Raw genomic sequence first — 24941 nt, 5'->3', positions numbered from 1 at the left:
ACGGACCTACTGGAGCTTCTCGAGGATCAGCTCGCGGACCCGGCCCGCGTCGGCCTGGCCCTTCATCTCCTTCATCACCGCGCCGATGAGCGCACCGGCCGCGGCCACCTTGCCGTCGCGGATCTTGTCCGCGACGTCCGGGTTGGCGGCGATCGCGGCGTCGACGGCGGCACCGAGGGCGCCGTCGTCGGAGACCACGGCCAGCCCGCGGGCGGCGACGATCTCCTCGGGGGTGCCCTCGCCGGCGATGAGCCCGTCGAAGACCTGGCGGGCGAGCTTGTCGTTGACGGTGCCGGCATCGACCAGCGCCTGTACGGCGGCCACCTGGGTCGGCGAGACGCCGAGGTCGGCGATGTCGACGCCGGCGTCGTTGGCGCGCCGGCCGAGCTCGGAGAGCCACCACTTGCGCGCGGACTGCGCCGAGGCACCCGCGGCGACGGTCTCCTCGATCAGCCCGACGACGCCCGCGGCGACCACGTCGCGCATCTCGAGGTCGGTGTAGCCCCAGTCCGCCTGCTGACGGGCCCGCTTGAGCAGCGGGTTCTCGGGCAGCGTGCCGCGCAGCTCCTCGACCCACTCGCGCGACGGCGCCACCGGCACCAGGTCGGGCTCGGGGAAGTAGCGGTAGTCCTCGGCGTCGGACTTCTCGCGGCCACTCGTGGTGATCCCGGTGTCCTCGTGCCAGTGGCGGGTCTCCTGGAGGATCGAGCCGCCCGCGTCGAGGATGCCGGCGTGCCGCTGCATCTCGTAGCGCACCGCGCGCTCGACCGAGCGGAACGAGTTCACGTTCTTGGTCTCGGTGCGGGTGCCGAGCGTGCCCGACCCCTTCGGCGCCAGCGAGAGGTTGACGTCGGCACGCAGGTTGCCCTGGTCCATCCGGGCCTCGGAGACACCGAGGGCCAGGATCAGGTCGCGCAGCTGGGAGACGTACGCGCGAGCCACGGCCGGCGCCTTCTCCCCCGCGCCCTGGATCGGCTTGGTGACGATCTCGATGAGCGGGATGCCGGCGCGGTTGTAGTCGATCAGCGAGTGGTCGGCACCGTGGATGCGACCGGTCGCGCCGCCCACGTGGGTCGCCTTGCCGGTGTCCTCCTCCATGTGCGCGCGCTCGATCTCGACGCGGAACATCTCGCCGTCCACGTCGACGTCCAGGTAGCCCTCGAACGCGATCGGCTCGTCGTACTGGGAGGTCTGGAAGTTCTTCGGCATGTCCGGGTAGAAGTAGTTCTTCCGGGCGAAGCGGCACCACTCGGCGATCTCGCAGTTGAGCGCGAGGCCGATCCGGATCGCCGACTCGATCGCCGTCGCGTTGACGACCGGCATCGCGCCGGGCAGCCCCAGGCAGGTCGGGCACACGTGGGTGTTGGGCTCGCCGCCGAAGACGGCCGGGCAGCCGCAGAACATCTTGGTGTTGGTGTTGAGCTCGACGTGGACCTCCAGGCCCAGCGCCGGGTCGTACGACGCGAGCACGTCGTCGAAGCCCACCAGGGTGTCGGTCATGCCGTCGCCTCTTCCAGAGCAGGAGCCTTGTCGAGCAGGGGTGCGCCCCACTGCGCGAGCAGCGCCGCCTCGAGGGCGGCTCCGACGCGGTAGCAGCGGTCGTCGGCCAGCGCCGGCGCCAGGATCTGGACGCCGGCCGGGAGGCCGTCCTCCTCGGCCAGGCCGCTCGGCACCGAGATGCCGGGCACGCCCGCGAGGTTGGCGGGGATGGTCGCGAGGTCGTTGAGGTACATCGCGATCGGGTCGTCGAGCTTCTCCCCCAGCTTGAACGCCGTGGTCGGCGCCGTCGGGGACAGCAGCACGTCGGCCTGCTCGAAGGCCGCCTCGAAGTCGCGCGAGATGAGCGTGCGCACCTTCTGCGCCTGGCCGTAGTAGGCGTCGTAGTAGCCGCTGGAGAGCGCGTAGGTGCCGAGGATGATCCGGCGCTTCACCTCGTCGCCGAAGCCGGCGTCGCGGGTCGCGCGCATCACCTCCTCCGCGCTCGCGTCGGGCTTGCCCTCGGGCCAGACCCGCAGTCCGTAGCGCATCGCGTCGAACTTCGCGAGGTTGCTCGACGCCTCGGCCGGGAGGATCAGGTAGTAGGCCGCCATCGCGTGCACGAAGTGGGGGCACGAGACCTCGACGACCTCGGCACCGGCCTTGACCAGCAGGTCGACCGACTCCTGGAAGCGGGTCATCACGCCCGGCTGCCAGCCGTCGCCGGACAGCTCCGTGATGACGCCCACGCGCACGCCGGTGAGGTCACCGGCCGCGCCCTGGCGGGCCGCCGCGACCAGGTCGGGCAGCGGCTGGTCGATGCTCGTGGAGTCCATCGGGTCGTGGCCGCCGATGACCTCGTGCAGCAGCGCCGAGTCCAGCACCGTCCGGGTCACCGGCCCGGCCTGGTCGAGGGAGTTGGCGAGCGCGACGAGGCCGTAGCGCGAGACCCCGCCGTACGTCGGCTTCACGCCGACCGTGCCGGTGACCGCGCCCGGCTGGCGGATCGAGCCGCCGGTGTCGGTGCCGATCGCGAGCGGCGCCTCGAACGCGGCCACCGCGGCGGCCGAGCCACCGCCGGAGCCGCCGGGGATCCGGTCCAGGTCCCACGGGTTGTGCGTGGCGCCGTACGCCGAGTGCTCGGTGGAGGAGCCCATCGCGAACTCGTCCATGTTGGTCTTGCCGAGGATCGGCAGGCCGGCCGCGCGCAGTCGGGCGACCACGGTCGCGTCGTACGGCGGGACCCAGCCCTCGAGGATCTTCGAGCCGCAGGTCGTGGGCAGGCCCTCGGTCGCCAGCACGTCCTTGACCGCGATCGGCACGCCGTCGAGGTACGACGCCGGCGTGCCCGCAGCGCGGCGCGCGTCCGACTCCGCGGCCTGGGCGAGCGCGCCCTCCGCGTCGACGTGGAGGAAGGCGTGCACCGGGCCGTCGACGGCCGCGATCCGGTCGAGGTGCGCCTGGGTCAGCTCGACCGAGGTGACCTCACCGGCGGCCAGGGCCTCGGCCATCTCGGCCGCGGTCCTCGTGATCCACCCGCTCATGCCTCCTCCCCCAGGATCCGCGGCACGGAGAACCGCTGCTGGTCGACGGCCGGGGCGCCGGAGAGCGCTTGCTCGGGCGTCAGGCTCGGGCGGACGACGTCCTCGCGGAAGACGTTGGTGAGCGGCAGCGCGTGCGACGTGGGCGGGATGTCCTCGCCGGCGACACCGCTGATCGAGGCCACCGACTCCAGGATCACCGACAGCTGGGGTGCGAGGTGGTCGAGCTCGGCGTCGTCGAGGTCGATCCGGGCGAGGTTCGCCAGGTGCGCGACCTCGTCTCGCGTGATTTCAGGCATGGGACCAATCCTAGGAGAAGGGCGCCACGGGAAAATTCCGGGTGACCCTGTCGATTTCCGGTCTCGGGCGGCGTCGGGGGTGGTGACACTGCTCCTGACGAAAGGTTCTGCCATGAAGTACGTCCTGATGTTCACCGCCCGTCCCGACCTGCTGGAGTCCGTCGACCCGGCCCGCGCCGAAGAGGTCTACGGCCGCGTCTACCAGTGGTTCGGCGACAACGCCGCCCACCTGGCCGACAGCGGGGCCGAGCTGCACCCGGTCGCCACGGCCACCACGGTGAAGTCGGGCGACGACGGCCCGGTGGTCGTCGACGGCCCGTTCAACGAGGCCAAGGAGGTCATCGGGGGCTTCTCGGTGCTCGACGTCGCCGACATGGACGCCGCCATCGCGATCGCGAAGACCTGGCCGCAGCTCGAGCTGCCGGGCATCGCGGTCGAGATCCGGCCGATGGTCGAGGACTACTCGCAGTTCGAGTGACGGTCGACCCGGACGGACTCCTCGCGCGCACCCTGCGCGAGGAGTCCGGCCTGCTCGTGGCCCGCCTCTCGCGGCGCTTCGGCGACTTCGACCTCGCCGAGGAGGCGGTGCAGACCGCCGTCGTCGAGGCGCTCACCACCTGGCGCCGCGCCGGCGCGCCCGACCGGCCGGGCGCGTGGCTCCAGGTCGCCGCCGAGCGCAACGCCCTGGACGCCGTACGGCGCAGCTCGCGGCAGCAGGCCCTCGCCGAGCGGGCCCCGGCGCCGGCCGCCCCGGGCGACGGGACGGACGAGCGGCTGCCGCTTCTCTTCGCCTGCTGCCACCCGGCCCTCGCCCCGGAGGCCCGACTCGCGCTGACCCTCCGCGCGGTCGTCGGCCTGACCACCCCGCAGATCGCCCGGGCGTTCCTCGTCAACGAGACCGCCCTCGCCCAGCGGATCGTGCGGGCCAAGCGCAAGATCGTCACGGCCGGCATCACACTGACGGTGCCGCCGCCGGACCAGCTCACCGAGCGGCTCGGCGACGTGCTCCGTGTCGTCTACGTGATGTTCAACGAGGGCTTCGTCTCGTCCACCGGCCCGACCCAGGACCGCGACCTCGCCGCCGACGCGGTCTGGCTGTCCGGCGTGGTCGCGACCAGCCTGCCGCGGGAGGCCGAGGCGTGGGGGCTGGCGGCCCTGCTGACCCTCCAGCACGCGCGTGCCGGCGCCCGCTTCGACGCCCAGGGTGGCCTGGTGCTGCTGCGCGACCAGGACCGGACGGCGTGGGACCCGACCGCCGTGGCCGCCGGTGAGGACCTGCTCGAGCGGGCCGCGGCGCTGCGCTCGCCCGGTCGCTACCAGCTCCAGGCCGCGCTCGCGGCCTGCCACACCTCCGCCCCGACGTGGGCCGAGACCGACTGGCTCCAGATCGTCACGCTCTACGACCTGCTCCTCGCGTACGACGCGTCGCCGGTCGTGCGGCTCAACCGGGCGGTCGCCCGCGCCCAGCTCGGCCCGGACCAGGCCGCCGCGGCGCTCGTCGAGGTGGACGCGCTGGCGGCCGAGCTCACGTCGTACCACCTCTTCCACGCCACCCGCGGCCAGCTGCTCGCCGGGCTGGGCCGGCGCGAGGAGGCCGACGCCGCGCACCGGCGGGCGCTCGAGCTGACCACCAACGCCGCGGAGCGGCGACTGCTGCTGACCCGGCTGCACCGGCATCCTCTGGAGGACGGGAGCTGAGCTCACCCAACCGATCCGGCCGCCAGCGCATCTGTCAGGGTGACCCGCTCGAGGAGGATCGATGACAGCGATGACGGACGAGGAGTTCGGCGAGTTCGTGCTCGCCGCCTGGCCGGGGCTCTACCGCACCGCCTACCTGATGCTCGGCGACCACCAGCTCGCCGAGGACCTCGTGCAGACCTCGCTCGCCAAGACCTACGCCTCGTGGCGCAAGGTGAAGGAGCCGGCTGCCGCGACGGCGTACGCCCGGGTGGTGCTGGCCAACACCGCCGCCTCCTGGTTCCGCCGCCGCGGCTGGCGCAACGAGCACCCGACCGAGGTGCTGCCCGACGTCGGCGTCGAGCACGACCCCAGCACCCGGACGGCCGTCGTCGACGCGCTCGCGACGCTGGCCCCGCGCCAGCGCGCCGTCGTGGTGCTCCGCTACTACGACGACCTCTCGGTCCGCGAGGTCGCGCACGCGCTCGGCATCAGCGAGGGCACCGTGAAGAGCCAGACCTCCGACGCGCTCGGCCGGCTGCGCGAGCTCCTCGTCGACGAGGAGGTCCCGGCCGCCCCGGTCACGGAGGTGCTCGCCGGCGGACGCGCCATCAAGCGGCGCCGGCGTACGGCGGTCGCCGTGGCCGGCGCGGTGGTCGCGATCGTGCTGGCTGCCGGCACCCTCGCCGTCCTCGACCGCGCCGATGACACCCCGGAGCCGGCCAGGACCCCCGACGAGACCGCCTACCTGGAGCTCGGTGCGTGGGCGCGGGGCGACGAGGTGCACATCGGCAACCACACCGCGGTGGTGCCGGGCACGGCCGGACTGCACTACTCCTCGGCCGGGGTGGTCGTCGAGACGGACGACCACACCTTCGTGCTCGTGACCCCGGCCGGTGACGTGCAGCCGCTCGACCTCGACCTGACCTCCGACACCGAGTTCCCAGGTCCCGGCGCCACCGTCGCGACCGATGTGACCGAGCCCTACCTCGCCTACGTCCGGATGACCGCGGACACGACCGGTCAGCTGACCGTGCGTGACCTGACGACCGGGGACGAGACCGCGGTCGGCGAGCCGTTCGACGCGGGCGACCACTTCGGCACCGTCTACTCGCTGTGGGACGACCAGGTCTACTACATCGGCGGGCAGGAGGGCCGGATGGTCGACTGGCGCACCGGCACGACGCTGACCTACCCGGAGATCGACGGGTTCGTCTTCGTGCGTGGTGGGCTCGGACACGGGGTCACGTTCGGCACCGATGCCGACCAGCAGAACTGGGTGGTCGGGTCTCGCGCCGATGACAGCACCCTGCTGACCGTGCCCATCCACGACACGTTCTACGGCCAGGCGTCACTCTCCCCCGACGGCCGCTACCTGGCCGCAGCGAGCGAGGGCGACGACGGCTTCGACGTGTACGCCGTCGCGAGCGGCGAGTCCGTGCACCTCGGGGGCGACCGCGACGTCGGCGACTACGGCTGGACGCCGGACGGACACCTCGTCGGCAAGGAGTACCCGACCCAGCGCTCGGAGGTCGAGGTGTGCGCCCCCACGACCGGCACCTGCCGGGGCACCGGGACGACGGTCGGCGGCCCGCTCACCGTCGTCGGCGAGGCCGTGGCGTCGAACGGCTTCTGAACGACGCTCAACCGAGGGCGGCCGGCCCGCCGTCCAGCAGTGCCTTGAAGCCGTCCTCGTCGAGGATGGGTACGCCGAGCTGCTCCGCCTTGTCGGCCTTCGACCCGGCGTTGTCGCCGATCACGACGTAGTCGGTCTTCTTCGACACCGACCCCGCGGCCTTGCCGCCGCGCGACAGGATCGCCTCCTTGGCGGAGTCGCGGCTGAAGTCGACCAGCGAGCCGGTCACCACGACCGTCAGGCCCGCGAGGGTGCGCTCGACCGACTCGTCGCGCTCGTCGGCCATGGTCACTCCGGCGGCCGTCCACTTCTCGACGATCTCGACGTGCCAGTCGACGCCGAACCACTCGATCACGGCCTCCGCGATCGTCGGCCCCACGCCCTCGGCCGCCGCGAGCTGCTCCTCGGTCGCGGCCCGGATCGCCTCCATCGAGCCGAACTCGGTCGCGAGCGCCCGCGCCGCGGTCGGCCCGACATGGCGGATCGAGAGCCCGACCAGCACCCGCCACAGCCGCACCGACTTTGCCTTGTGCAGGTTGTCGAGAAGGCGCTGACCGTTGGCGGAGAGCTGCGGACCCTCCTCGCCCTTCTTCGCAGCTCGCGTGAAGAGCGGGGCGCGTACGACGTTGTCGGCGGTGAGGTCGAAGACGTCTCCTTCGTTGGCGATCACCTCGGCGTCGAGCAGCGCGGCGGCGGCCTCGTAGCCGAGCCCCTCGATGTCGAAGGCGCCGCGCCCGGCGACGTGGAAGACGCGCTCGCGCACCTGCGCCGGGCACTTCTCGTAGTTGGGGCAGCGCCGGTCCTTGTCACCCTCCTTCTGCTCCACCAGCGGCGTGCCGCACGCCGGGCACTCCTCCGGACCGACCCACGCGGGCAGACCGTCCGGCCGGAGCGCGAGCACCGGACCGAGGACCTCGGGGATCACGTCGCCCGCCTTGCGCAGGATCACCGTGTCGCCCGGACGCACGTCCTTGCGCTCGACCTCGTGGTAGTTGTGCAGCGTCGCGTTCTCGACCGTCGAGCCAGCGACCTTCGTCGGCTCCATCACGGCGTACGGCGTGACGCGGCCGGTCCGGCCCACGTTGACCCGGATCTCGAGGAGCTTGGCGTTGACCTCCTCGGGCGGGTACTTGAACGCGATCGCCCAGCGCGGCGCCCTGCTGGTCGATCCGAGACGGCGCTGGAGCGCCACGTCGTCGACCTTCACGACCACCCCGTCGATCTCGTAGGGCACGATCGTGTGCCGGTGCTCGCCGGCGTTCTCGATGTACTTCTGGACGTCGTCGAGCGAGCCCAGCACCTTCACCTGCTCGGAGGTCGGCAGCCCCCAGGCGGCCAGCGCCTCGTAGGCGTGCGACTGCGCCTGCGGCTCGAAGCCCTGACGGGCGCCGATGCCGTGGCAGACCATCCCGAGCGCACGGCTCGCGGTGACCCGGGGATCCTTCTGCCGCAGCGAGCCCGCGGCCGAGTTGCGCGGGTTGGCGAACGGCGCCTTGCCCGCCTCGAGGAGCGACTCGTTGAGCCGCTCGAACGCCTCGACCGGGAGGAACACCTCGCCGCGCACCTCGACCAGCTCGGGCACGGGGAACTCGTCGGTGCCGGTGAGGCGGTCGGGCACGGCGTCGATCGTGCGCACGTTGGGGGTGACGTCCTCGCCGGTCGTGCCGTCGCCGCGGGTCAGGGCCCGGACCAGGCGACCACCCTCGTAGAGCAGGTTGATCGCCAGGCCGTCGACCTTGAGCTCGCACAGCAGGTCGGGCTTCTCGACCCCGTCGCGGGCCAGCCGGGCGTACCACGCCTCGAGCTCGTCGTAGGAGAACGCGTTGTCGAGGCTCTCCATCCGGCGCAGGTGGTCGACCGCGGTGAACTCGGTCGAGACCGCACCGCCGACCTTCTGCGTCGGCGAGTCCGGCGTGCGCAGCTCCGGGTGCTCGGCCTCCAGCTCCTCGAGCCGTCGCATCCGCCGGTCGAAGTCCGCGTCGTCGATGGTCGGGCTGTCCAGGACGTAGTAGCGCCAGCGCGCGTCCTCGATCTCCTCGGAGATCAGCCGGTGCTCCTCGCGGGGGTCGGTCATGGGACGCATTCTGCCCGTCGGCACCGACGGCGCGACCGATGAGTCCGGGCCGGAGAAAAAGTCCGAGAAATATCTGATTGGACGGAATGAACCCGCGTTCCTAGTCTGTTGTCGATGAAACGAAACCGTTTCGTTTCATCCAGGTAAACGACAGACGACCAGCCGAGGACGGCACCGATGACCCCCAGCACCGAACGCCCCCGCATCGAGGGCGACCGTGAGCAGGAGATCCTCGACGCCACCCTCGAGGTGCTCGCCGAGGTGGGCTACGACCGCCTCACCATGGACGCCGTCGCCACCAAGGCGAAGGCGTCCAAGGCCACGCTCTACCGACGCTGGACCAACAAGGTCAGCCTGGTGATCGAGGCGCTCCAGCACACCAAGGGCCCGAACGACGTACCCGTCCCCGACACCGGCTCGCTGCGCGGCGACCTGCAGCAGGTGTTCTGCGGCGTCGGCGGGCTCTCCGACTCGACCAGCGTCGCCACCTTCGCCAGCGTGCTGACCGCGATCTCGCGCGACGCGGCCTTCGCAGAGGCGTTCCGACGCGACGTCGTCGGCCCCAAGATCGCGGTCTCGCGCCAGCTGTGGGAGCGGGCCCGCGACCGCGGCGAGCTCCGGCCCGACATCGACCTCGACCTCATCGAACCCGCCCTGGCGGGGATCGTCCTGCACCGCGTCTTCGTGATGGGCGAGATCCCCGACCCCGACGTGATCACCCGTGTGATCGACCAGATCATCCTGCCGGCCGCCACCTGCGACCCGGCCCGAACCCAGACGACCCAGAAGGAAGACTGATGACCGACGTCACGGCGTCCGAGGCGACCACCTCGGACAAGAAGCAACACCTGGTGTGGGCCCTCGTGCTCATCTCGGTGGCGCAGCTGATGGTGGTGCTCGACGGCACCATCGTCAACATCGCGCTGCCCTTCATCCAGCACGACCTGGACATCTCGACCGCCAACCTGCGCTGGGTCGTCACCGGCTACGCGCTGGCCTTCGGCAGCCTGCTGCTCCTCGGCGGGCGCCTCGGTGACCTCTACGGCCGCCGCAAGGTCTTCATGGTCGGCCTGATCGTCTTCGGCGTCGCCTCGCTGCTCGGCGGTCTCGCGACCAACGAGGGGCTGCTGCTCGCCGCCCGGGCCTTCCAGGGCTTCGGCGCCGCGCTGGCCTCCCCCGCCGCTCTCGCGCTGATCACCACGACGTTCCCGGCCGGACCCGCGCGCAACCGCGCCTTCGCCGTGTACGCCGCGATGTCCGGCGTCGGCGCGGCCGTGGGCCTGCTGCTCGGCGGCTGGCTGACCGGCCTCGACAGCGTCTTCGGCCTCGACGTCGAGGGCTGGCGGCTGACCCTGCTGATCAACACCCCGATCGGCATCGTCACCGCGCTGCTCGCGCCGCGCTTCCTGGCCGAGTCGGAGTCGCACCCCGGTGAGCTCGACCTGCCCGGCGCCGTCACCGGCACGCTCGGCCTCCTCGGCCTCGTCTACGGCATCAGCCGCGCCGGCACCGACGGCTGGGGCGACACCTGGACGATCGTCAGCATCGCGGCCGGTGTCGCGCTGCTCGCGGTGTTCCTCTTCATCGAGAGCCGGGTCGAGCACCCGCTGCTCCCGACCCGGGTCTTCGCCAACCGCACCCGGGCGGCCAGCTTCGTGGCGATGTTCTTCGCACCCGCCGCGATGTTCGCGATGTTCTTCTACCTGAGCCAGTACATCCAGACCGTGATGGGCTACAGCCCGATCAAGGCGGGCGTCGCGTTCCTGCCGTTCTGCGTGGGTCTGGTCCTCGCGGCCGGCATCTCGTCGAACCTGATCAACCGGATCGACCCCCGCGTGCTCGCCGGCATCGGCACCCTGATGGCGGCCGGTGGCCTCTTCGGCTTCTCGCGCCTCCCCAGCGACACCACGCTGCCGATCGAGAACCTCCAGGGCAGCTACGCGACCGACCTGCTGCCGTACATCCTGCTGATGTCCTTCGGCATGGGCATGACGTTCGTCCCGCTGACCCTGACCGCGGTGCACCACCTGCGCACCGAGGACACGGGCATCGGCTCCGGCGTGCTGAACACCATGCAGCAGGTCGGCGGCGCGCTCGGTCTGTCGCTGCTCGCGACGGTGGCCACCCAGACCATCGACGACCTGGTCGCCAGCATCGGCAAGGCGGCCGCCAAGCTCGGCGTCCAGGCCACCCCGGACCAGCAGGAGATCGCCTCGCACCAGATCTTCACGGCCGGTGCGACGGACGCGTTCCTCTTCGGCGCCGTGCTGATGCTGGTCGCCTCCGCGGTCACCTGGATCTTCCTCACCGTGAAGCACCAGGAGCTCGCGACCGACGGTCCGGAGGGTGCCCCGGTACACGTCGGCTGACCCCACCCATCACGCCGAGCCGGCGCCAGTTTGCCTGCAAACTGGCGCCGGCTCGGCATTTCAGGCGAGTGCGTCCTCGAGCGCCTTCACGAACGCCGGGAGGTCGTCGGGGTCGCGGCTGGTGATCAGGGTGCCGTCCACGACGACCTCCTCGTCGACCCAGGTGCCGCCGGCGTTGCGCACGTCGTCGGCGAGGCTGTGGTAGCTCGTGAGCCGCCGGCCCTCGACCAACCCGGCCGACACCAGCAGCCAGGGCCCGTGGCAGATCACGGCGAGCGGCTTGCCCGCGTCCAGCGCCTCACGGGCGATCGCCCGGGCGCGCTCCTCGACCCGGATCCGGTCGGCGTTCACCGTGCCTCCCGGCACGACGACGGCGTCGACGGCCGACACGTCGAGGTCGTCCAGGGTGCCGTCCACGTCGACCTTCTGCGTCGGCGTGGTGTCCCCCTCGACGGCCTGGATCGGGTCGGTGCCGGTCGAGTAGACGCGCACCTCGGCCCCCGAGTCGCGGAGCGCGTCGCGGGGCGTGACGAGCTCCGCCTCCTCGAAGAAGTCGGTCGCGATGATGGCCACGGTCTTCCCGGTCAGGTCGGTCATGCCGACGAGGTACCCACCGGGCACGCCGGGATGCGGTCAGCCGCTCAGGTTGGCGGCCGACGTCCGGAGCAGGGCGAGCGCCTGCCGCGTCCAGGACGGCGAGGCACCGGCCAACCCGCAGGTCGGGGTCAGCACCAGCCGCTCCCCCACCTCGGCGGGGTCGAGACCGAGCATGTCGAGCCAGCGCAGCACCCGCTCGGTGACCTCCACGTCGTTCGGCGCCGTGGCCGGGTCGAGGGACGGTACGACGCCGAGCGCGACGCTCTGCCCGTCCTCGAGCGCCTGGGCCAGCGCGTCGTGGTCGGCGGCTGTCATCAGGCCTAGGTCGACCGAGATCCCCCGGGCGCCGGACGTGACGAGCAGCGGCAGCGGCGTCCCGGCCGCGCAGGTGTGCACCCACGGCTCGGCGCCGGCGTCGCTCACCGCGTCGAGCACCCAGGCCAGCGCCTCGGACGCCTCCGGCGGGTGCACGGTCCGGTGCCGCCCGAACCCGGAGGCGGTCGGCACCTTCCCGGCCAGCACGGCCGAGAGCGCCGGCTCGTCGACCTGCACGACGAGGCGGTCGACGCCGGGCAGCCGGCGGCGTACGTCGGCGACGTGCGTGCGCAGCCCTTCCGCCAGCGCCTGGGCCAGCTCCCGGCGCGCGCCGACGTCGCTGACCACCTTGTCGCCACGCGGCTTCTCGACCGACGCCGCGAGCGTCCACGGCCCGGCGACCTGGATCTTGAAGGCGCCGCCCTCCATCGACAGGGTGTCCTGGGTGAGCTCCTCGACCGTGTCCAGGTCCTGCGCCAGCAGGCTGCGCGCGCGCCGGTGGTCGACGCCGGGCGCGTCGGTCAGCCGCCACCCGGCGGGCTGGAGGTCGGCGCCGAGCTCGGCCATCACGGCCAGGCCCCGCCCGACCATGCCCGCGGTCACCCCGCGGTCGGGCAGCTCCGGCAGGTGCGGCAGGTCGGGGAGCTCGCCGAGGACGACGCTCAACGTCTCCTCGAGGTCCTCACCCGGGTAGGAGCCGATCCCGGTCGCGATCATGCAGTCGCCGCGATCGTCGCGGACCCGACGACCCGGCTGCCGTCGTAGAGGACCGCGGCCTGGCCAGGCGCGATGCCGTACGCCGGCTCCAGCAGCTCGATCTCGACCGTCTCACCGACGCTCACCCGCGCCGGCAGCTCCTCGCCGTGCGCCCGGAGCTGCACCGTCCCGGACAGGGACCGCGGGACCGTGCCGCACCAGCGCGGCTTGATGCCGCTGAGCCGGTGCACCGCCAGGTGCTCGCGCGGGCCGACCGTCACCGTGCCGGAGACCGGCTCGATGTCGAGGACGAAGCGCGGCTTGCCGTCGGGCGCCGGGCGGCCGATCCGCAGCCCCTTGCGCTGCCCGATCGTGAAGCCGTAGGTGCCCTCGTGCTCGCCCAGCACCTCACCGGCCTCGTCGACGATCGAGCCACCGTGGTTGGGCGCGCGGTCACCGAGCTTCTCCCGCAGCCAGCCGGCGTTGTCGCCGTCCGCCACGAAGCAGATGTCGTGGCTGTCCGGCTTGTCCGCGACCAGCAGGCCACGCTCCGCGGCCTCACGGCGTACGTCGGGCTTCGTCGAGTCGCCGAGCGGGAAGAGCGAGTGGGCCAGCTGCTCCTGGTCGAGCACGCCGAGCACGTAGGACTGGTCCTTGCCGTGGTCGACCGCGCGGTGCATCTCGATCAGACCGTCGGCGCCCGTGCGCAGCTGCGCGTAGTGGCCGGTCGCGACCGCGTCGAAGCCGAGCGCGAGCGCGCGGTCCAGGACCGCGGCGAACTTGATCTTCTCGTTGCAGCGCAGGCACGGGTTCGGCGTGCGGCCGGCGGCGTACTCGTCCATGAAGTCCTCGACCACGTCCTCGTGGAAGCGGTCGGAGAGGTCCCAGACGTAGAACGGGATGCCGATCACGTCGGCGGCCCGGCGCGCGTCGTTGGCGTCCTCGATCGTGCAGCAGCCACGGGCGCCGGAGCGGTACGACGCCGGGTTGCGCGACAGCGCCAGGTGGATCCCGGTGACGTCGTGCCCGGCCTCGACCGCGCGCGCGGCAGCGACGGCGGAGTCGACGCCGCCGGACATGGCAGCGACGACCCTCATCGCTTGGCTGCCCTGGCTCGCTCGACGACGGGCACGATCGCCTCGACGACCGCGTCGACGTCGGCCTGCGTCGTGGTGTGCCCGAGCGAGAACCGCAGCGAGTGCCGCGCCGACTCCTCGTCGCAGCCCATCGCGAGCAGCACGTGGGAGGGCTGCGGCACCCCGGCGGAGCACGCCGAGCCGGTCGAGCACTCGATCCCGCGCGCGTCGAGCAGCATCAGCAGCGAGTCGCCCTCGCAGCCCGGGAAGCCCAGGTGGGCGTTGCCGGGCAGCCGCTCCGCGCCGGTCTCGGCGCCGTGGAGGTGGGCGTCGGGGACGACCTCGATCACCCGGCGGACCAGGTCGTCGCGCAACGCGGCGACCCGTGCGGCGTGCTCGGCCTGCTGCTTGACGGCCAGCTCGACCGCGGCTGCGAAGCCGGCGATCGCCGGGGGGTCGATGGTGCCGCTGCGGATGTCGCGCTCCTGCCCCCCGCCGTGGATCAGCGGCGTGACGTCGAGCTCGCGTCGTACGACGAGCGCACCGACGCCGTAGGGGCCGCCGACCTTGTGACCGGTGAGCGTCAGCGCGTCGACGCCGGAGCGGGCGAAGGCGACCGGCACCGCGCCGACCGCCTGCACCGCGTCGGTGTGCACGGGGATGCCGTGCTCGGCGGCGATCGCCACGACCTCGTCGATCGGCTGGAGCGTGCCGACCTCGTTGTTGGCCCACATCACCGAGATCAGGGCCACGGACGCCGGATCGCGCTCGACGGCGTCGCGGAGCGCGGCGACGTCGAGACGGGCCCGGGAGTCGACGGGCAGGCGCCAGACGGAGGCGCCCTCGGCGTCCTCGAGCCAGTGCAGCGGGTCGAGCACCGCGTGGTGCTCGACGGCGGTCGTGAGGATGCGCGTGCGGCGCGGGTCGCCGAGGCGGCGCGACCAGTAGACGCCCTTGAGCGCGATGTTGTCGGCCTCGGTGCCGCCGGAGGTGAAGACCACCTCGCCGGGACGGCAGTCGAGTGCCTGGGCGATGGTCTCGCGGGACTCCTCGACGACCCGGCGCGCGTGCCGCCCGGAGGCGTGCAGCGAGCTGGGGTTGCCGACCTCGAGGAGGTGCGCCGTCATCGCCTCGACCGCCGCCGGCACCATCGGCGTGGTGGCAGCGTGGTCGAGGTAGACGGTCCGGTCGGTCATCGCACCGACCAGCGTACGGCGGTCAGCCCGAGACTGCCGAAGCGAGGTTGCCGAGCGAGTCCTCGAGGGCGGACTCCGGGACCAGCGGGAAGCCGATCTTCTCGAGCAGCGCCTGGTCGGTGACCTTGCTCCAGTCGTAGGTCAGCCGGACCGAGGTGGCGTCCGAGCCCTCGGCCGTCAGCTCCCAGACCCACTCCCAGCCGGGCGGCTCGGTGTCGGCGGGCGCGGTCTGCCAGGCGAGCAGGTGGTTCTTGTCGTAGCCGGTGACGGTGTTGTCGGTCTGGTAGTCGCCACCCATGTGCGGACCGGACATGTTCATCCGGAACACCTGGCCGGTGCCGGTGATCCGGTCTGTCTTCTCGTCGCTGAGGACGAACCCGGAGCCGTCGAGCTCGGGGTGCCGCTCGGGGTTCGACAGGACGTCGAACACGGCCTGCGACGAGGCGTCGATGGTGCGCTGGACGGAGATGCTCGTGTCGGTGGACATGCCTCCACCGTTGCTCGCTATCCGCGCGCACTCAAGCCGGAACGCCAGACGGCGGCCCGGCGCCGAGGCACCGGACCGCCGTCGTACGACGTCGCGTGGTGTGGCTACTTGACGACCTTGAGCGTCGTGATTGTGGACTTGGAGCCCGCGACCAGCGAGCACGGCGCGTTGTTGAGGAGCGCGTTGCCGTTCTGGTCCTTCGCGGTGAACGCGAACTTCTTCGGCACGGACACGGCGTACTTGCCGGGCTTCTTGATCTTGAACGCCTTGGCCTTGCCCGCGGCGTTGATCTTCATCGCGCCGCTGGCCGGCACGGCTGTGGTCGGGAAGGTGACGCCCGTGACGGGGACCTTCGTCGCGCCGACGGACGCCTTCACGCCGCTCGCGGAGCCCGACAGGCTCGTGATGCCGAAGGTCCGCATCGCGGCGGCCAGGCTCTCGGGGATGACGACCTGCAGCTTCACCGGCTTGCCCGGCACCGGCTTGTTCCTCTTCACCTTGGCCGGCAGCACCATCGTGGTGGTGACCGCGACGGTCTGCGGACCGAAGTCGGTCTGGCAGCTGTAGCTGCTCTTGACGGACGCGGGCTTCGCCTCGGCGGCCGGGGCGGCGACCAGCACCGCGCTCGCGGCGAGTGCCGCGGTGCCGCCGACGGCGGCCAGACGGGTTCGCATGACAACAGACAACGTGTTGCTCCCTCCGATGTCGCGCCCCCTCCCGGGGCACGGGGTTCTCGGACGGTACCCGTCCCGAAAGAACCGTAAACCGCAGTTGTACCCGCCGGTCACTTCCGCGCGACGGTCGCGACGACGCCCCGGTGGTCGCTGCCGGGGATCCCCACGGTGTGCATGCCGAGCGCCGCCAGCCGGTCCCCCAGCAGCACGTGGTCGATCTGCGCGAGCGGCAGGCCGAGCAGGTCGAACGCACCGGAGGCGGGCCAGGTCGGGTGCCACCCGTCGTTCGCGAGCTCACCGACGTCGCGGTAGCCCAGGTCGGCGAGGTCGCGCAGCGGCTGGTGGTCGACCGTGGCGTTGAAGTCACCCACCACCACGTCGGGCTCGTCGTCGGCCACCGCGTCGCGGACGACCTGCTGGTCGTGGGCCCAGCCGGAGGCGTCCACGGGGTACGTCGGGTGCACGGCCAGCACCCGGAGGTCGCCCATCGTGAAGCTCCAGCTCCCGAGCGGGGTGGACAGCCGCGTGCCGTCGGTCAGCGGGGTGGTCGCGAACGCCATCGTGCCGGTGGCCATCGTCCCGGGCAGGCCGACCCGGTAGGGCAGCAGCTCCTTCAGCCCGGCCCGGTCCATGTCGGCCAGGACCGCCGGGGTGACCTCCTCGACCACCAGCAGGTCCACGTGCGCCTCGGTCGCCGCACCCACCACCTCGATGCCGTCGGCCTCGCCGAGCCGGAGGTTGGCCGTCATCACGACCACGGGCGTCGCCCCGTCGGCCGCGGGCGGGTTCGCGCCGGTCACCTGCGGCGCGTACCACCAGCCGTGCAGCACCAGCCCCGCCAGCGCGACCAGCGCCACGGGGAGGGCCGCGCTGCGCCACCGGCGCCGGAGGGCCAGGCGCACGAGCACGAGCAGCAGCCCCACGCCGTACAACGGGATCGCCCACGGCGTGAACGCCACGAGCCCGATGCCGGTGCGGCTGCCGGGCTCGGTGAGACGCGCGACCGTGAGCGCGAGCGCCGGCAGCAGGAAGAGGCCGACCACGACCCAGAAGACGACCACTCGAACGCGCACGGTGGGCAAACCTATCGGGGTCGCTCCTACCGCAGGGACTGGAGGACCCGGGCACCTTCCCGGGCTGCCGCGGAGTTCCGCCGGCCCGCGCGCGACCCGGCGAGCTTCGCTCGGATGTGCTCGTCGACGGTGACGGGGTCGTAGAGGCGCGGGTGGTCGGCGTCGACGCACGTGTCGAGCGGCGCCACCACGGCCTCCGGGTTGCCGTCGTGGAAGTACGCCGCGGAGCGCCGGCGCTGGATCGTGCCGCCGACCACCGGCGGCTTGACCCGGTGCAGCGTGGACATCCAGCGCTCGTTGGTCAGCCGCGCCGTGAGGTCGCCCAGGTTGATGAGCAGTGCCCCGTCCTCCGGGTCGACGTCGTGCCACCGGTCGTCCGACCCGAGCACCTGGAGCCCCCGCACCCGGTCGGCCCACAGGATGGTGACGATGCCGAAGTCGGTGTGCTCGCTCATCCCGACGAGGTCGCCGTCCAGCGCGACGTCGGTGCCGTCGGGCAGCGCGTAGTTGTTCATCCGGAGGACGTCGATCGACGGCGAGGTGAGGGCCGGGAAGAAGCCCGCGGGCAGCCCGAGCGCGTCGGCGAAGATCCGGGTCATGGTCCGGGCGACGCGGCCCGCCTCGGCGAAGTACGCCGACACCTGCGCCTCGAAGCCGGGTACCTCCGGCCAGGTGTTCTCCGCGAAGTGCTCGAGCGGCAGCTCCGAGCCGGCGTGCTCGCTCGCGGCGCGACCGATGTTGAACGCCTCGAAGAAGTCGTTCATCCGGGTCGCCGACTCGATCCCGAGGCTCAGGCTGAGCGACTCCGACTTCGGAGGCGTGTAGCCGCGGTTCTCCTGGGCCGGCCGCACGTAGGCCCGCTTGTCGTCGAGGTCCAGGCCGAAGAACGCGTCCATGGCGGCGCCCAGACCGGCGACGACATCGGCCGCGATGCCGTGTCCGTGCACCTGGATGAAGCCGACCTCGCGGCAGGCGGCGTCGATGGCGGCCGCGACCGCGGCGCGCTCGGCGGGGCCGCCGTCCTCGACGTACGGCGCGATGTCGACGGCAGGCACCTGGAACATGCCGGCCAGCGTAGGCGGCGCGGGTTTCAGGCGGATGTCACAGCAGCACGAGGTCGTCGCGGTGCACGACCTCGCGCTCGTAGCCCGCGCCGAGCTCGCGCTTCAGGTCGCTGGACGTGCGGCCGAGCAGCTGCGGCAGCTCCTCGGCGTCGAAGTTCACCAGCCCGCGGGCGACCGGCGTGCCGTCGGGGGCAGCGATGTCGACCGGCTCCCCCGCGTGGAAGGTGCCCTCGACCGCGGTGATGCCGGCGGCCAGCAGCGACGCGCGCCGCTCGACCACGGCCCGGACGGCGCCGGCGTCGAGGACCAGGGTGCCCTTCGGCTCGGTCGCGTGGGCCAGCCACAGCAGCCGGGTCGGACGACGCCGGCCGGTGGTGTGGAAGAGCGTGCCGACAGGCTCACCCGACAGCGCCGCGCCGGCGTTGTCGGCCGAGGTCAGCACGACGGGGATGCCGGCGCCGGTCGCGATCCGCGCGGCGTCGACCTTCGTCTGCATGCCGCCCGTGCCGAGCCCCGCGCTGCCGGTCTTCCCGACCCGTACGGCGCCCAGGTCGTCGACCGAGGTGACCTCCGAGAGCAGCGTGCTGCCGGGCTTGCTCGGGTCGGCGTCGTACAGGCCGTCGACGTCGCTGAGCAGCACCAAAAGGTCGGCGTGCACGAGGTGGGCGACCAGCGCGGCCAGGCGGTCGTTGTCACCGAACCGGATCTCGCTGGTGGCGACCGTGTCGTTCTCGTTGACGATCGGGAGCACGCCGAGCTCGAGCAGCTTGGCGAACGTCTGGTAGGCGTTGCGGTAGTGCGAGCGCCGGGTGACGTCGTCGACGGTCAGCAGCACCTGGCCGGCGATGACGCCGTGGCGGGCGAGCTCCTCGGTGTAGCGGTGCACCAGCAGGCCCTGCCCGACCGATGCCGCGGCCTGCTGCGCCGGCAGCGCCTTCGGCCGCTTCTTCAGCCCGAGGGGCGCGAGGCCCGCGGCGATGGCACCCGAGGAGACCAGCACGACCTCGGAACCGTCGACACGCAGCTTCGCGAGCACGTCGACCAGGGTCCGCACCCGCTCCGGGTCGATGCCTCCGGCCGCGGTCGTGAGGGAGGAGGACCCGACCTTGACGACGATCCGCTTCGCCTCGGTCACCTGGGCGCGGGCGCTCATTCCTCGGGGTCGTTCCCGGGGTCGTTCTCTGCCCAGTCGGGGTCCTCGGCGCCGCCGATGTCGTACGACGTGGGCCCGTAGACCTCGGGCTGGTCGAGCCGCCGGGCCACGTCGGCGCGCGTCTCCCCCTCGGCGCGGTCGGGCAGCGCCTCCTGGATCGCGCGCCGCCGGTGGGCGGCCGGACGCGAGTCGTCGAAGCGCTGGTCCTCACCGCGACGGCTGAGGATCTCGGCGCCGGCGTCGATGCCCGGCTTGAAGTCGAAGACGACCGCGTTGTCGGGGTCGCCGATGAGGACGGCGTCGCCCTCCTCGGCCCCGAGCTCGACCAGCTTGGACTCGACCCCGAGCCGGTTGAGCCGGTCGGCGAGGAAGCCGACGGCCTCGTCGTTGCTGAAGTCGGTCTGCCGGATCCAGCGCTCGGGCTTCTCGCCGCGCACCCGCCAGCCGTCGCTGGTCGAGGTGATCGTGAACTCGTCCTTGCCGTCGGCCGACGGCGGGCGCAGCACGATGCGGGTCGCCTCGACGACGGGCTTCGCGGCCCGCGCCGCCTCGACGATCGCGGCCATCGCGAAGGTCAGCTCGCGCATCCCCTCGCCCGACGCCGCGGACACCTCGAAGACCGCGAAGCCGCGGCCGCGCAGCTCGTCGACGACGAAGCCCGCGATGTCGCGCCCGTCGGGGACGTCGATCTTGTTGAGCGCCACCAGGCGAGGCCGGTCCTCGAGCCCGCCGTACCGGCTCAGCTCGAGCTCGATGACGTCGAGGTCGTCGACCGGGTTGCGGCCGGGCTCGATGCTGGCCGTGTCGACGACGTGCACGATCGCCGCGCAGCGCTCGATGTGGCGCAGGAAGTCGTGGCCCAGGCCGCGGCCGTCGCTGGCGCCCTCGATCAGGCCGGGCACGTCGGCGACGGTGAACGTCGTGTCGCCGGCCGACACCACGCCCAGGTTGGGCACCAGCGTGGTGAACGGGTAGTCGGCGATCTTGGGCCGCGCCCGCGAGATCGCCGCGATCAGGCTGGACTTGCCGGCGCTCGGGAAGCCGACCAGGCCGATGTCGGCCACGACCTTCAGCTCGAGGACGATCTCGAGCTCGTCGCCGGGCTCGCCGAGCAGCGCGAAGCCAGGGGCCTTGCGCTTGGCCGAGGCGAGGGCGGCGTTGCCGAGACCGCCGCGGCCGCCCTGGGCGACGACAAGCTCGGTGCCGGGACCGACGAGGTCGGCGAGGACGTTGCCCCGCGGGTCGGTCACCAGGGTGCCGTCGGGGACCGGCAGGACCAGGTCGGCCCCGTGGCCGCCGTTCTTGTGGTCGCCGGCGCCGTGGCCGCCGGAGGAGGCGCTGCGCTTGGGGCTGTGGTGGTAGTCGATCAGGGTGGTGACGTCGGGGTCGACCCGCAGGATGACCGACCCGCCGGGACCGCCGTTGCCGCCGTCGGGGCCGCCGAGCGGCTTGAACTTCTCACGGTGGACCGAGGCCACGCCGTGCCCGCCGCGGCCGGCGCTGACGTGCAGCGACACCCGGTCGACGAAGGTGGGGACGGCCATGGTTCCTACTCTCAGTGGTACGAAACGACGAAGGGCGCCCCGAGACCGGGACGCCCTTCGTGCGAAAGCTGCTGGGTGAGCGTCAGGTCACTCGCCCGGGACGATGTTCACGACGCGACGACCGCGACGCGTACCGAACTCGACCGCACCCGCGACCAGCGCGAACAGGGTGTCGTCGCCGCCGCGGCCGACGCCGCTGCCCGGGTGGAAGTGGGTGCCGCGCTGGCGCACGATGATCTCGCCGGCGTTGACGACCTGACCGCCGTAGCGCTTCACGCCGAGGCGCTGGGAGTTGGAGTCGCGGCCGTTCTTGGTGGACGCCGCGCCCTTCTTGTGTGCCATCTGATGTGTCCTTCAGTGAGTGCCGGGAGACCTCGAGCTGGGCTCAGAGGGAGATGTCGGTGACCTTGACCTGGGTGTACTTCTGGCGGTGACCCTGGCGCTTCTTGTAGCCGGTCTTGTTCTTGTACTTCTGGATGATGATCTTCGGGCCCTTGGTGGCGCCGAGGACCTCGACGGTCACGGACGCCTTGTCGAGCGCCTTGGCGTCGGAGGTGACGGTCTCACCGTCGACGACGAGGACCACCGGGAGCGTGACCGAGTCGCTGGCCGCCGTGGTGACCTTGTCGATCTCGATGACGTCGCCCACGGCAACCTTCTGCTGCTTGGCGCCTGCGCGCACGATCGCGTACACCGCGGTCTCCTTCGTCGATCTCTTGCTGAATGGAACGTCTGGGTCCGGCATGTCTGTCCGGGGCACAACGCCAGGTCGCGCCGCACGAAGACAGGCGCACAGAATGCGCACCGAGGGTCAATAGTACGGATCCGGGCGACTCACCGCAAAACAGCGGCCGCCCGGTCCGCGGGCCTAGCGCTTGCGCGTGCCCTTCTTCTTGATCGGGACGTGCTCGACGTGCGGGTGCTCGTCCTCGACGGGCTCCTCGCCGGGCTCGGCGACGGCCGTCCCGGGCTCCACCGCACCGTGCTCCGGCGGCGCGCCGACGCTGCCGAGCTCCCCGGGAGGCGCCGACGGCAGGTCCTCGGCCACCGGCGGGCCGGCGGGCCGGGTCGCGGAGCGACCGCGGGTCCGGGTGACGACCTTCGGCGGCTCCGGCGGTGCCACCGGTTCGACGACCGTCGGCTCGACGGCCGGCGCCTCGGCGACGGCCTCCTCGGGCTCCTCGGGCGTGGGCTCGGCGACGGTGATCGGCTCCGGCTCGGCGGCGGGCCGCGGCGCCGTACGCCGGCGGCTGCGGGTCGTCACCTTGGGAGCGGCGGGCTCCTCGGCGACCACGGGCTCGGCAGCCGGGGTCTCGACGGGCTCGGCCTCGGGGGTCTGCTCGACCACGGGCGCCGGCTCGACGGGCGCGTCGGCGGCCGGGGTCTCGTCCTCGGCCGGCTTGTCGGCGTTCTCCGGGCGGGCCATCGCGGCGACGTCCTTCGGCGACGGCGGCTTCGCACCGCCGCCGTTGTTGCCGTGGTTGCCGTTGCCGCCGTTGTTGTTGTCGTTGCCGGAGTCGTCCTGGCCCCGGCCTCGACCACGTCCGCGGCGACCGCCGCCACGGCGGGGCTCCTCCTCGGCGTGCTTCGACTCGACGGGGGCGTCGTGGATGACCATGCCGCGGCCCTGGCAGTGCGGGCAGTTCTCGCCGAACGCCTCGAGCAGGCCGGTGCCGATCCGCTTGCGGGTCATCTGCACCAGGCCCAGCGAGGTCACCTCGGCGACCTGGTGGCGGGTCCGGTCGCGACCCAGGCACTCGACCAGGCGGCGGAGCACGAGGTCGCGGTTGGACTCGAGGACCATGTCGATGAAGTCGACGACGATGATGCCGCCGATGTCGCGCAGCCGGAGCTGGCGCACGACCTCCTCGGCCGCCTCCAGGTTGTTCTTGGTGACCGTCTCCTCGAGGTTGCCGCCGGAGCCGGTGAACTTGCCGGTGTTGACGTCGACCACGGTCATGGCCTCGGTGCGGTCGATGACCAGGGAGCCGCCGGAGGGCAGCCAGACCTTGCGGTCGAGACCCTTGGCGATCTGCTCCTCGATGCGGTACTCCGCGAAGACGTCGGCCTTGCCGCCCTGGCCGTCCGGGCCGGGCTCGTAGCGCTCGAGGCGCTCCTCGAGGTCGGGCGCGACCTGGTGGACGTAGCCCTGGACGGTCTCCCAGGCGTCGTCGCCCTGGATGACCAGCTTGGAGAAGTCCTCGGTGAAGAGGTCGCGGACGACCTTGAGGGTCAGGTCCGGCTCGCCGTACAGGAGCTGCGGGGCGCTGCCCTTGACCTTGCTCTCGATGTCCTCCCAGCGGGCCTTGAGCCGCTCGACGTCGCGGGTCAGCTCCTCCTCGCTGGCGCCCTCGGCGGCGGTGCGCACGATCACGCCCGCGGAGTCGGGGACGATCTCCTTGAGCAGCGTCTTGAGGCGGTTGCGCTCGGTGTCGGGGAGCTTGCGGGAGATGCCGCTGGTGGTGCCGTCGGGCACGTAGACCAGGAACCGGCCGGCCAGGCTGACCTGGCTGCTGAGGCGGGCGCCCTTGTGACCGATCGGGTCCTTGGTGACCTGCACCAGGATCGTCTGCCCGGAGGACAGCACCGACTCGATCTTGCGGGGCTGGCCGTCCTTGTGGCCGAGCGCCGACCAGTTGACCTCGCCGGCGTAGAGGACCGCGTTGCGACCCTTGCCGATGTCGATGAACGCGGCCTCCATGGAGGGCAGCACGTTCTGGACGCGGCCGAGGTAGACGTTGCCGATCAGCGACGTCTGGGACGCGCGGGCGACGTAGTGCTCGACGAGGACCTTGTCCTCGAGGACGCCGATCTGGGTGAGGTCCTCGCGCTGGCGCACGACCATCACCCGGTCGACCGACTCGCGACGGGCCAGGAACTCGGCCTCGCTGACGATCGGGGCGCGGCGGCGGCCGGCCTCGCGGCCCTCGCGGCGGCGCTGCTTCTTGGCCTCCAGGCGGGTCGAGCCCTGGATCGCGGTGATCTCGTCCTCGGCGGAGCGCTGACGGCGGACCCGGGTCACGGTGTTCTCCGGGTCGTCACCGCCCTCTCCCCCGTCGTCACCGGCGCGCCGACGACGGCGGCGGCGCCGCGACGACGAGCTCTCGCCCGAACCGTCCCCGGCACCCTCGGCCGACTCGCTGGAGCTGTCGTCGCTGGAGTCGTCGCTCGAGTCGTCGTCACCGTTGCTGTCGTCGGAGCCGTCGCCGGCGTTCTCGCCGGGCTTGCGGCGGCGGCGGCCACCGCGGCGACGACGGCGACGCGCAGGACCGGAGCCGTCGCCGGACTGCTCGTCGCCCTCGGCGGTGTCGTCGTCGGACTCGTCGGCGACGTCGGTCTCGGCCGCGGGCTCGTCAGCGGGCTTGGCGCCGGAGCGACCCCCGGACGACTTCTTCTTGGGGGCCTGCTTGGCCTCGGCCTGCTCGTCGGCCTGCTCCTCGACCGGGGCAGCCTCGGCAGGTGCGTCGGACGTGGCGGCGGCCTTGCGCGGGCGGCGGGCCGCGGCCTTCTTCGTCGGCTCGGGGGCCTGGAAGAGGAGGGCGGTCGCCGACGGCTCCTCGGCCGGCGCCTCGACTGCCGGCGTCTCGGCGGCGGCCTTCTTCGCCGTGACCTTCTTCGCCGTCGTCTTCTTCGCAGCGGCCTTCTTCGCCGGCGCCTTCTTCGCGGCGGGCGCCTCGACACCGAGGTCGAGCTGGGCCTCGTCGGGCTCTGCCGCGGCGGCCGTCTTCTTGGTGGCCGTCTTCTTGGTGGCCGCCTTCTTCGCGGGCGCCTTCTTGGCGGCCGTCTTCGCAGCGCTCGCCTTCTTGGCGGCAGCCTTCTTGGCCGGCTTCTCCGCCGGCGTGTCGGCCGCTGCAGCGGTGGTGGTGTCTTCTCCGGCCTGGAGGTCGTCGGCCATCTGGTGCACTCCTAGCGCCCCGCGGCTCGCGCCGGGCGGTCCGACGTCGCCCACCCGAGTACCCAGGGCGGGAGACGCAAAGCCTTCGTGTGGCGGCGA

Annotated in this window: 22 protein-coding genes; 5 read left to right on the top strand and 17 right to left on the bottom strand. The window is 72.4% G+C overall.

The window, feature by feature from the left end; all coding sequences use genetic code 11:
• Positions 1 to 6: 6 nt before the first annotated feature.
• Genes gatB through gatC form a run of 3 tightly spaced genes read right to left on the bottom strand, consistent with a single transcriptional unit; the run spans position 7 to position 3316 of the window.
• On the bottom strand, positions 7 to 1500 hold the full coding sequence (gatB, locus tag ACFPYL_RS08710) for an Asp-tRNA(Asn)/Glu-tRNA(Gln) amidotransferase subunit GatB (protein WP_379152976.1): 1494 nt from the start codon (positions 1498 to 1500) through the stop codon (positions 7 to 9).
• Positions 1497 to 3020, bottom strand: coding sequence for an Asp-tRNA(Asn)/Glu-tRNA(Gln) amidotransferase subunit GatA (gatA, locus tag ACFPYL_RS08705; protein WP_379152974.1), 1524 nt, complete (start codon positions 3018 to 3020; stop codon positions 1497 to 1499). Before gatA ends, gatB begins: the two co-directional genes overlap by 4 nt.
• Complete coding sequence (gene gatC, locus ACFPYL_RS08700; protein WP_056149580.1) at positions 3017 to 3316, bottom strand: Asp-tRNA(Asn)/Glu-tRNA(Gln) amidotransferase subunit GatC; 300 nt, start codon at positions 3314 to 3316, stop codon at positions 3017 to 3019. Before gatC ends, gatA begins: the two co-directional genes overlap by 4 nt.
• A 112-nt stretch (positions 3317 to 3428) precedes the next feature.
• Here gatC and ACFPYL_RS08695 point away from each other — a divergent pair, with 112 nt between their 5' ends.
• The 3 genes from ACFPYL_RS08695 to ACFPYL_RS08685 all read left to right on the top strand — a co-directional run bounded on the left by ACFPYL_RS08695 (position 3429) and on the right by ACFPYL_RS08685 (position 6629).
• A complete protein-coding gene (locus ACFPYL_RS08695; RefSeq protein WP_379152972.1) occupies positions 3429 to 3794 on the top strand; it encodes a YciI family protein in 366 nt (121 codons plus the stop codon).
• Positions 3791 to 5014, top strand: coding sequence for an RNA polymerase sigma factor (locus ACFPYL_RS08690; protein ID WP_379152970.1), 1224 nt, complete (start codon positions 3791 to 3793; stop codon positions 5012 to 5014). Before ACFPYL_RS08695 ends, ACFPYL_RS08690 begins: the two co-directional genes overlap by 4 nt.
• A gap of 61 nt (positions 5015 to 5075) precedes the next feature.
• Complete coding sequence (locus ACFPYL_RS08685; RefSeq protein WP_379152968.1) at positions 5076 to 6629, top strand: SigE family RNA polymerase sigma factor; 1554 nt, start codon at positions 5076 to 5078, stop codon at positions 6627 to 6629.
• Positions 6630 to 6636: 7 nt separating this feature from the next.
• On the opposite strand, the gene ligA is transcribed toward ACFPYL_RS08685, so the two are convergent.
• Complete coding sequence (ligA, locus tag ACFPYL_RS08680) at positions 6637 to 8703, bottom strand: NAD-dependent DNA ligase LigA (protein ID WP_379152966.1); 2067 nt, start codon at positions 8701 to 8703, stop codon at positions 6637 to 6639.
• Positions 8704 to 8880: 177 nt separating this feature from the next.
• Here ligA and ACFPYL_RS08675 point away from each other — a divergent pair, with 177 nt between their 5' ends.
• Positions 8881 to 9501, top strand: a complete 621-nt coding sequence (locus ACFPYL_RS08675; RefSeq protein ID WP_379152964.1) for a TetR/AcrR family transcriptional regulator — start codon at positions 8881 to 8883, stop codon at positions 9499 to 9501.
• Positions 9501 to 11072, top strand: a complete 1572-nt coding sequence (locus ACFPYL_RS08670) for an MFS transporter (RefSeq protein WP_379152962.1) — start codon at positions 9501 to 9503, stop codon at positions 11070 to 11072. Before ACFPYL_RS08675 ends, ACFPYL_RS08670 begins: the two co-directional genes overlap by 1 nt.
• 60 nt (positions 11073 to 11132) lie before the next feature.
• Here the strand turns inward: ACFPYL_RS08670 and ACFPYL_RS08665 are convergent, their stop codons facing one another.
• The 13 genes from ACFPYL_RS08665 to ACFPYL_RS08605 form a co-directional block, all read right to left on the bottom strand.
• The gene (locus tag ACFPYL_RS08665) at positions 11133 to 11669 is read right to left on the bottom strand and encodes a type 1 glutamine amidotransferase domain-containing protein (protein ID WP_379152960.1); all 537 of its coding nucleotides are present in this window, start codon (positions 11667 to 11669) and stop codon (positions 11133 to 11135) included.
• A 36-nt stretch (positions 11670 to 11705) separates the two neighbouring features.
• Complete coding sequence (locus ACFPYL_RS08660) at positions 11706 to 12701, bottom strand: methionine synthase (protein ID WP_379152958.1); 996 nt, start codon at positions 12699 to 12701, stop codon at positions 11706 to 11708.
• The gene (gene mnmA / locus ACFPYL_RS08655) at positions 12698 to 13777 is read right to left on the bottom strand and encodes a tRNA 2-thiouridine(34) synthase MnmA (RefSeq protein WP_379152956.1); all 1080 of its coding nucleotides are present in this window, start codon (positions 13775 to 13777) and stop codon (positions 12698 to 12700) included. Before mnmA ends, ACFPYL_RS08660 begins: the two co-directional genes overlap by 4 nt.
• On the bottom strand, positions 13774 to 14952 hold the full coding sequence (locus tag ACFPYL_RS08650; RefSeq protein WP_379152954.1) for a cysteine desulfurase family protein: 1179 nt from the start codon (positions 14950 to 14952) through the stop codon (positions 13774 to 13776). The genes mnmA and ACFPYL_RS08650 overlap by 4 nt, the downstream gene beginning before the upstream one ends.
• Before the next feature lie 22 nt (positions 14953 to 14974).
• Complete coding sequence (locus ACFPYL_RS08645; RefSeq protein ID WP_379152952.1) at positions 14975 to 15439, bottom strand: SRPBCC family protein; 465 nt, start codon at positions 15437 to 15439, stop codon at positions 14975 to 14977.
• Positions 15440 to 15543: 104 nt separating this feature from the next.
• On the bottom strand, positions 15544 to 16113 hold the full coding sequence (locus ACFPYL_RS08640) for a DUF6801 domain-containing protein (protein WP_379152950.1): 570 nt from the start codon (positions 16111 to 16113) through the stop codon (positions 15544 to 15546).
• A gap of 110 nt (positions 16114 to 16223) precedes the next feature.
• Positions 16224 to 17186 carry an endonuclease/exonuclease/phosphatase family protein gene (locus ACFPYL_RS08635; RefSeq protein ID WP_379152948.1) on the bottom strand — a complete coding sequence of 321 codons (963 nt, stop codon included), beginning with the start codon at positions 17184 to 17186 and terminating at the stop codon, positions 16224 to 16226.
• Positions 17187 to 17212: 26 nt separating this feature from the next.
• Positions 17213 to 18250, bottom strand: a complete 1038-nt coding sequence (locus ACFPYL_RS08630; RefSeq protein WP_379152946.1) for an isopenicillin N synthase family dioxygenase — start codon at positions 18248 to 18250, stop codon at positions 17213 to 17215.
• Between the two features lie 37 nt (positions 18251 to 18287).
• Entirely contained in the window at positions 18288 to 19403 is a 1116-nt protein-coding gene (gene proB, locus ACFPYL_RS08625) for a glutamate 5-kinase (RefSeq protein ID WP_379152944.1), read from the bottom strand.
• The gene (gene obgE / locus ACFPYL_RS08620; RefSeq protein ID WP_379152942.1) at positions 19400 to 20947 is read right to left on the bottom strand and encodes a GTPase ObgE; all 1548 of its coding nucleotides are present in this window, start codon (positions 20945 to 20947) and stop codon (positions 19400 to 19402) included. Before obgE ends, proB begins: the two co-directional genes overlap by 4 nt.
• An 87-nt stretch (positions 20948 to 21034) precedes the next feature.
• Positions 21035 to 21289, bottom strand: coding sequence for a 50S ribosomal protein L27 (gene rpmA, locus ACFPYL_RS08615; protein ID WP_028636261.1), 255 nt, complete (start codon positions 21287 to 21289; stop codon positions 21035 to 21037).
• A gap of 43 nt (positions 21290 to 21332) precedes the next feature.
• Entirely contained in the window at positions 21333 to 21641 is a 309-nt protein-coding gene (gene rplU, locus ACFPYL_RS08610) for a 50S ribosomal protein L21 (protein ID WP_379152940.1), read from the bottom strand.
• A 174-nt stretch (positions 21642 to 21815) separates the two neighbouring features.
• The gene (locus tag ACFPYL_RS08605) at positions 21816 to 24842 is read right to left on the bottom strand and encodes an Rne/Rng family ribonuclease (RefSeq protein ID WP_379152938.1); all 3027 of its coding nucleotides are present in this window, start codon (positions 24840 to 24842) and stop codon (positions 21816 to 21818) included.
• Positions 24843 to 24941: the final 99 nt, after the last annotated feature.

The organism is Nocardioides hankookensis (genome assembly GCF_042658885.1).
GTDB lineage: Bacteria > Actinomycetota > Actinomycetes > Propionibacteriales > Nocardioidaceae > Nocardioides > Nocardioides hankookensis.
This window is presented reverse-complemented; position numbering and strand designations above follow the sequence as displayed.

What these genes read in the sequence shown, in the direction of transcription:
- gatB (WP_379152976.1), bottom strand. Translation starts at nt 1,500, where the DNA reads ATGACCGACACCCTGGTGGGCTTCGACGACGTGCTCGCGTCGTACGAC.
- gatA (WP_379152974.1), bottom strand. Translation starts at nt 3,020, where the DNA reads ATGAGCGGGTGGATCACGAGGACCGCGGCCGAGATGGCCGAGGCCCTG.
- gatC (WP_056149580.1), bottom strand. Translation starts at nt 3,316, where the DNA reads ATGCCTGAAATCACGCGAGACGAGGTCGCGCACCTGGCGAACCTCGCC.
- ACFPYL_RS08695 (WP_379152972.1), top strand. Translation starts at nt 3,429, where the DNA reads ATGAAGTACGTCCTGATGTTCACCGCCCGTCCCGACCTGCTGGAGTCC.
- ACFPYL_RS08685 (WP_379152968.1), top strand. Translation starts at nt 5,076, where the DNA reads ATGACAGCGATGACGGACGAGGAGTTCGGCGAGTTCGTGCTCGCCGCC.
- ligA (WP_379152966.1), bottom strand. Translation starts at nt 8,703, where the DNA reads ATGACCGACCCCCGCGAGGAGCACCGGCTGATCTCCGAGGAGATCGAG.
- ACFPYL_RS08675 (WP_379152964.1), top strand. Translation starts at nt 8,881, where the DNA reads ATGACCCCCAGCACCGAACGCCCCCGCATCGAGGGCGACCGTGAGCAG.
- ACFPYL_RS08670 (WP_379152962.1), top strand. Translation starts at nt 9,501, where the DNA reads ATGACCGACGTCACGGCGTCCGAGGCGACCACCTCGGACAAGAAGCAA.
- ACFPYL_RS08665 (WP_379152960.1), bottom strand. Translation starts at nt 11,669, where the DNA reads ATGACCGACCTGACCGGGAAGACCGTGGCCATCATCGCGACCGACTTC.
- ACFPYL_RS08660 (WP_379152958.1), bottom strand. Translation starts at nt 12,701, where the DNA reads ATGATCGCGACCGGGATCGGCTCCTACCCGGGTGAGGACCTCGAGGAG.
- mnmA (WP_379152956.1), bottom strand. Translation starts at nt 13,777, where the DNA reads ATGAGGGTCGTCGCTGCCATGTCCGGCGGCGTCGACTCCGCCGTCGCT.
- ACFPYL_RS08650 (WP_379152954.1), bottom strand. Translation starts at nt 14,952, where the DNA reads ATGACCGACCGGACCGTCTACCTCGACCACGCTGCCACCACGCCGATG.
- ACFPYL_RS08645 (WP_379152952.1), bottom strand. Translation starts at nt 15,439, where the DNA reads ATGTCCACCGACACGAGCATCTCCGTCCAGCGCACCATCGACGCCTCG.
- ACFPYL_RS08640 (WP_379152950.1), bottom strand. Translation starts at nt 16,113, where the DNA reads ATGCGAACCCGTCTGGCCGCCGTCGGCGGCACCGCGGCACTCGCCGCG.
- ACFPYL_RS08630 (WP_379152946.1), bottom strand. Translation starts at nt 18,250, where the DNA reads ATGTTCCAGGTGCCTGCCGTCGACATCGCGCCGTACGTCGAGGACGGC.
- proB (WP_379152944.1), bottom strand. Translation starts at nt 19,403, where the DNA reads ATGAGCGCCCGCGCCCAGGTGACCGAGGCGAAGCGGATCGTCGTCAAG.
- obgE (WP_379152942.1), bottom strand. Translation starts at nt 20,947, where the DNA reads ATGGCCGTCCCCACCTTCGTCGACCGGGTGTCGCTGCACGTCAGCGCC.
- rpmA (WP_028636261.1), bottom strand. Translation starts at nt 21,289, where the DNA reads ATGGCACACAAGAAGGGCGCGGCGTCCACCAAGAACGGCCGCGACTCC.
- ACFPYL_RS08605 (WP_379152938.1), bottom strand. Translation starts at nt 24,842, where the DNA reads ATGGCCGACGACCTCCAGGCCGGAGAAGACACCACCACCGCTGCAGCG.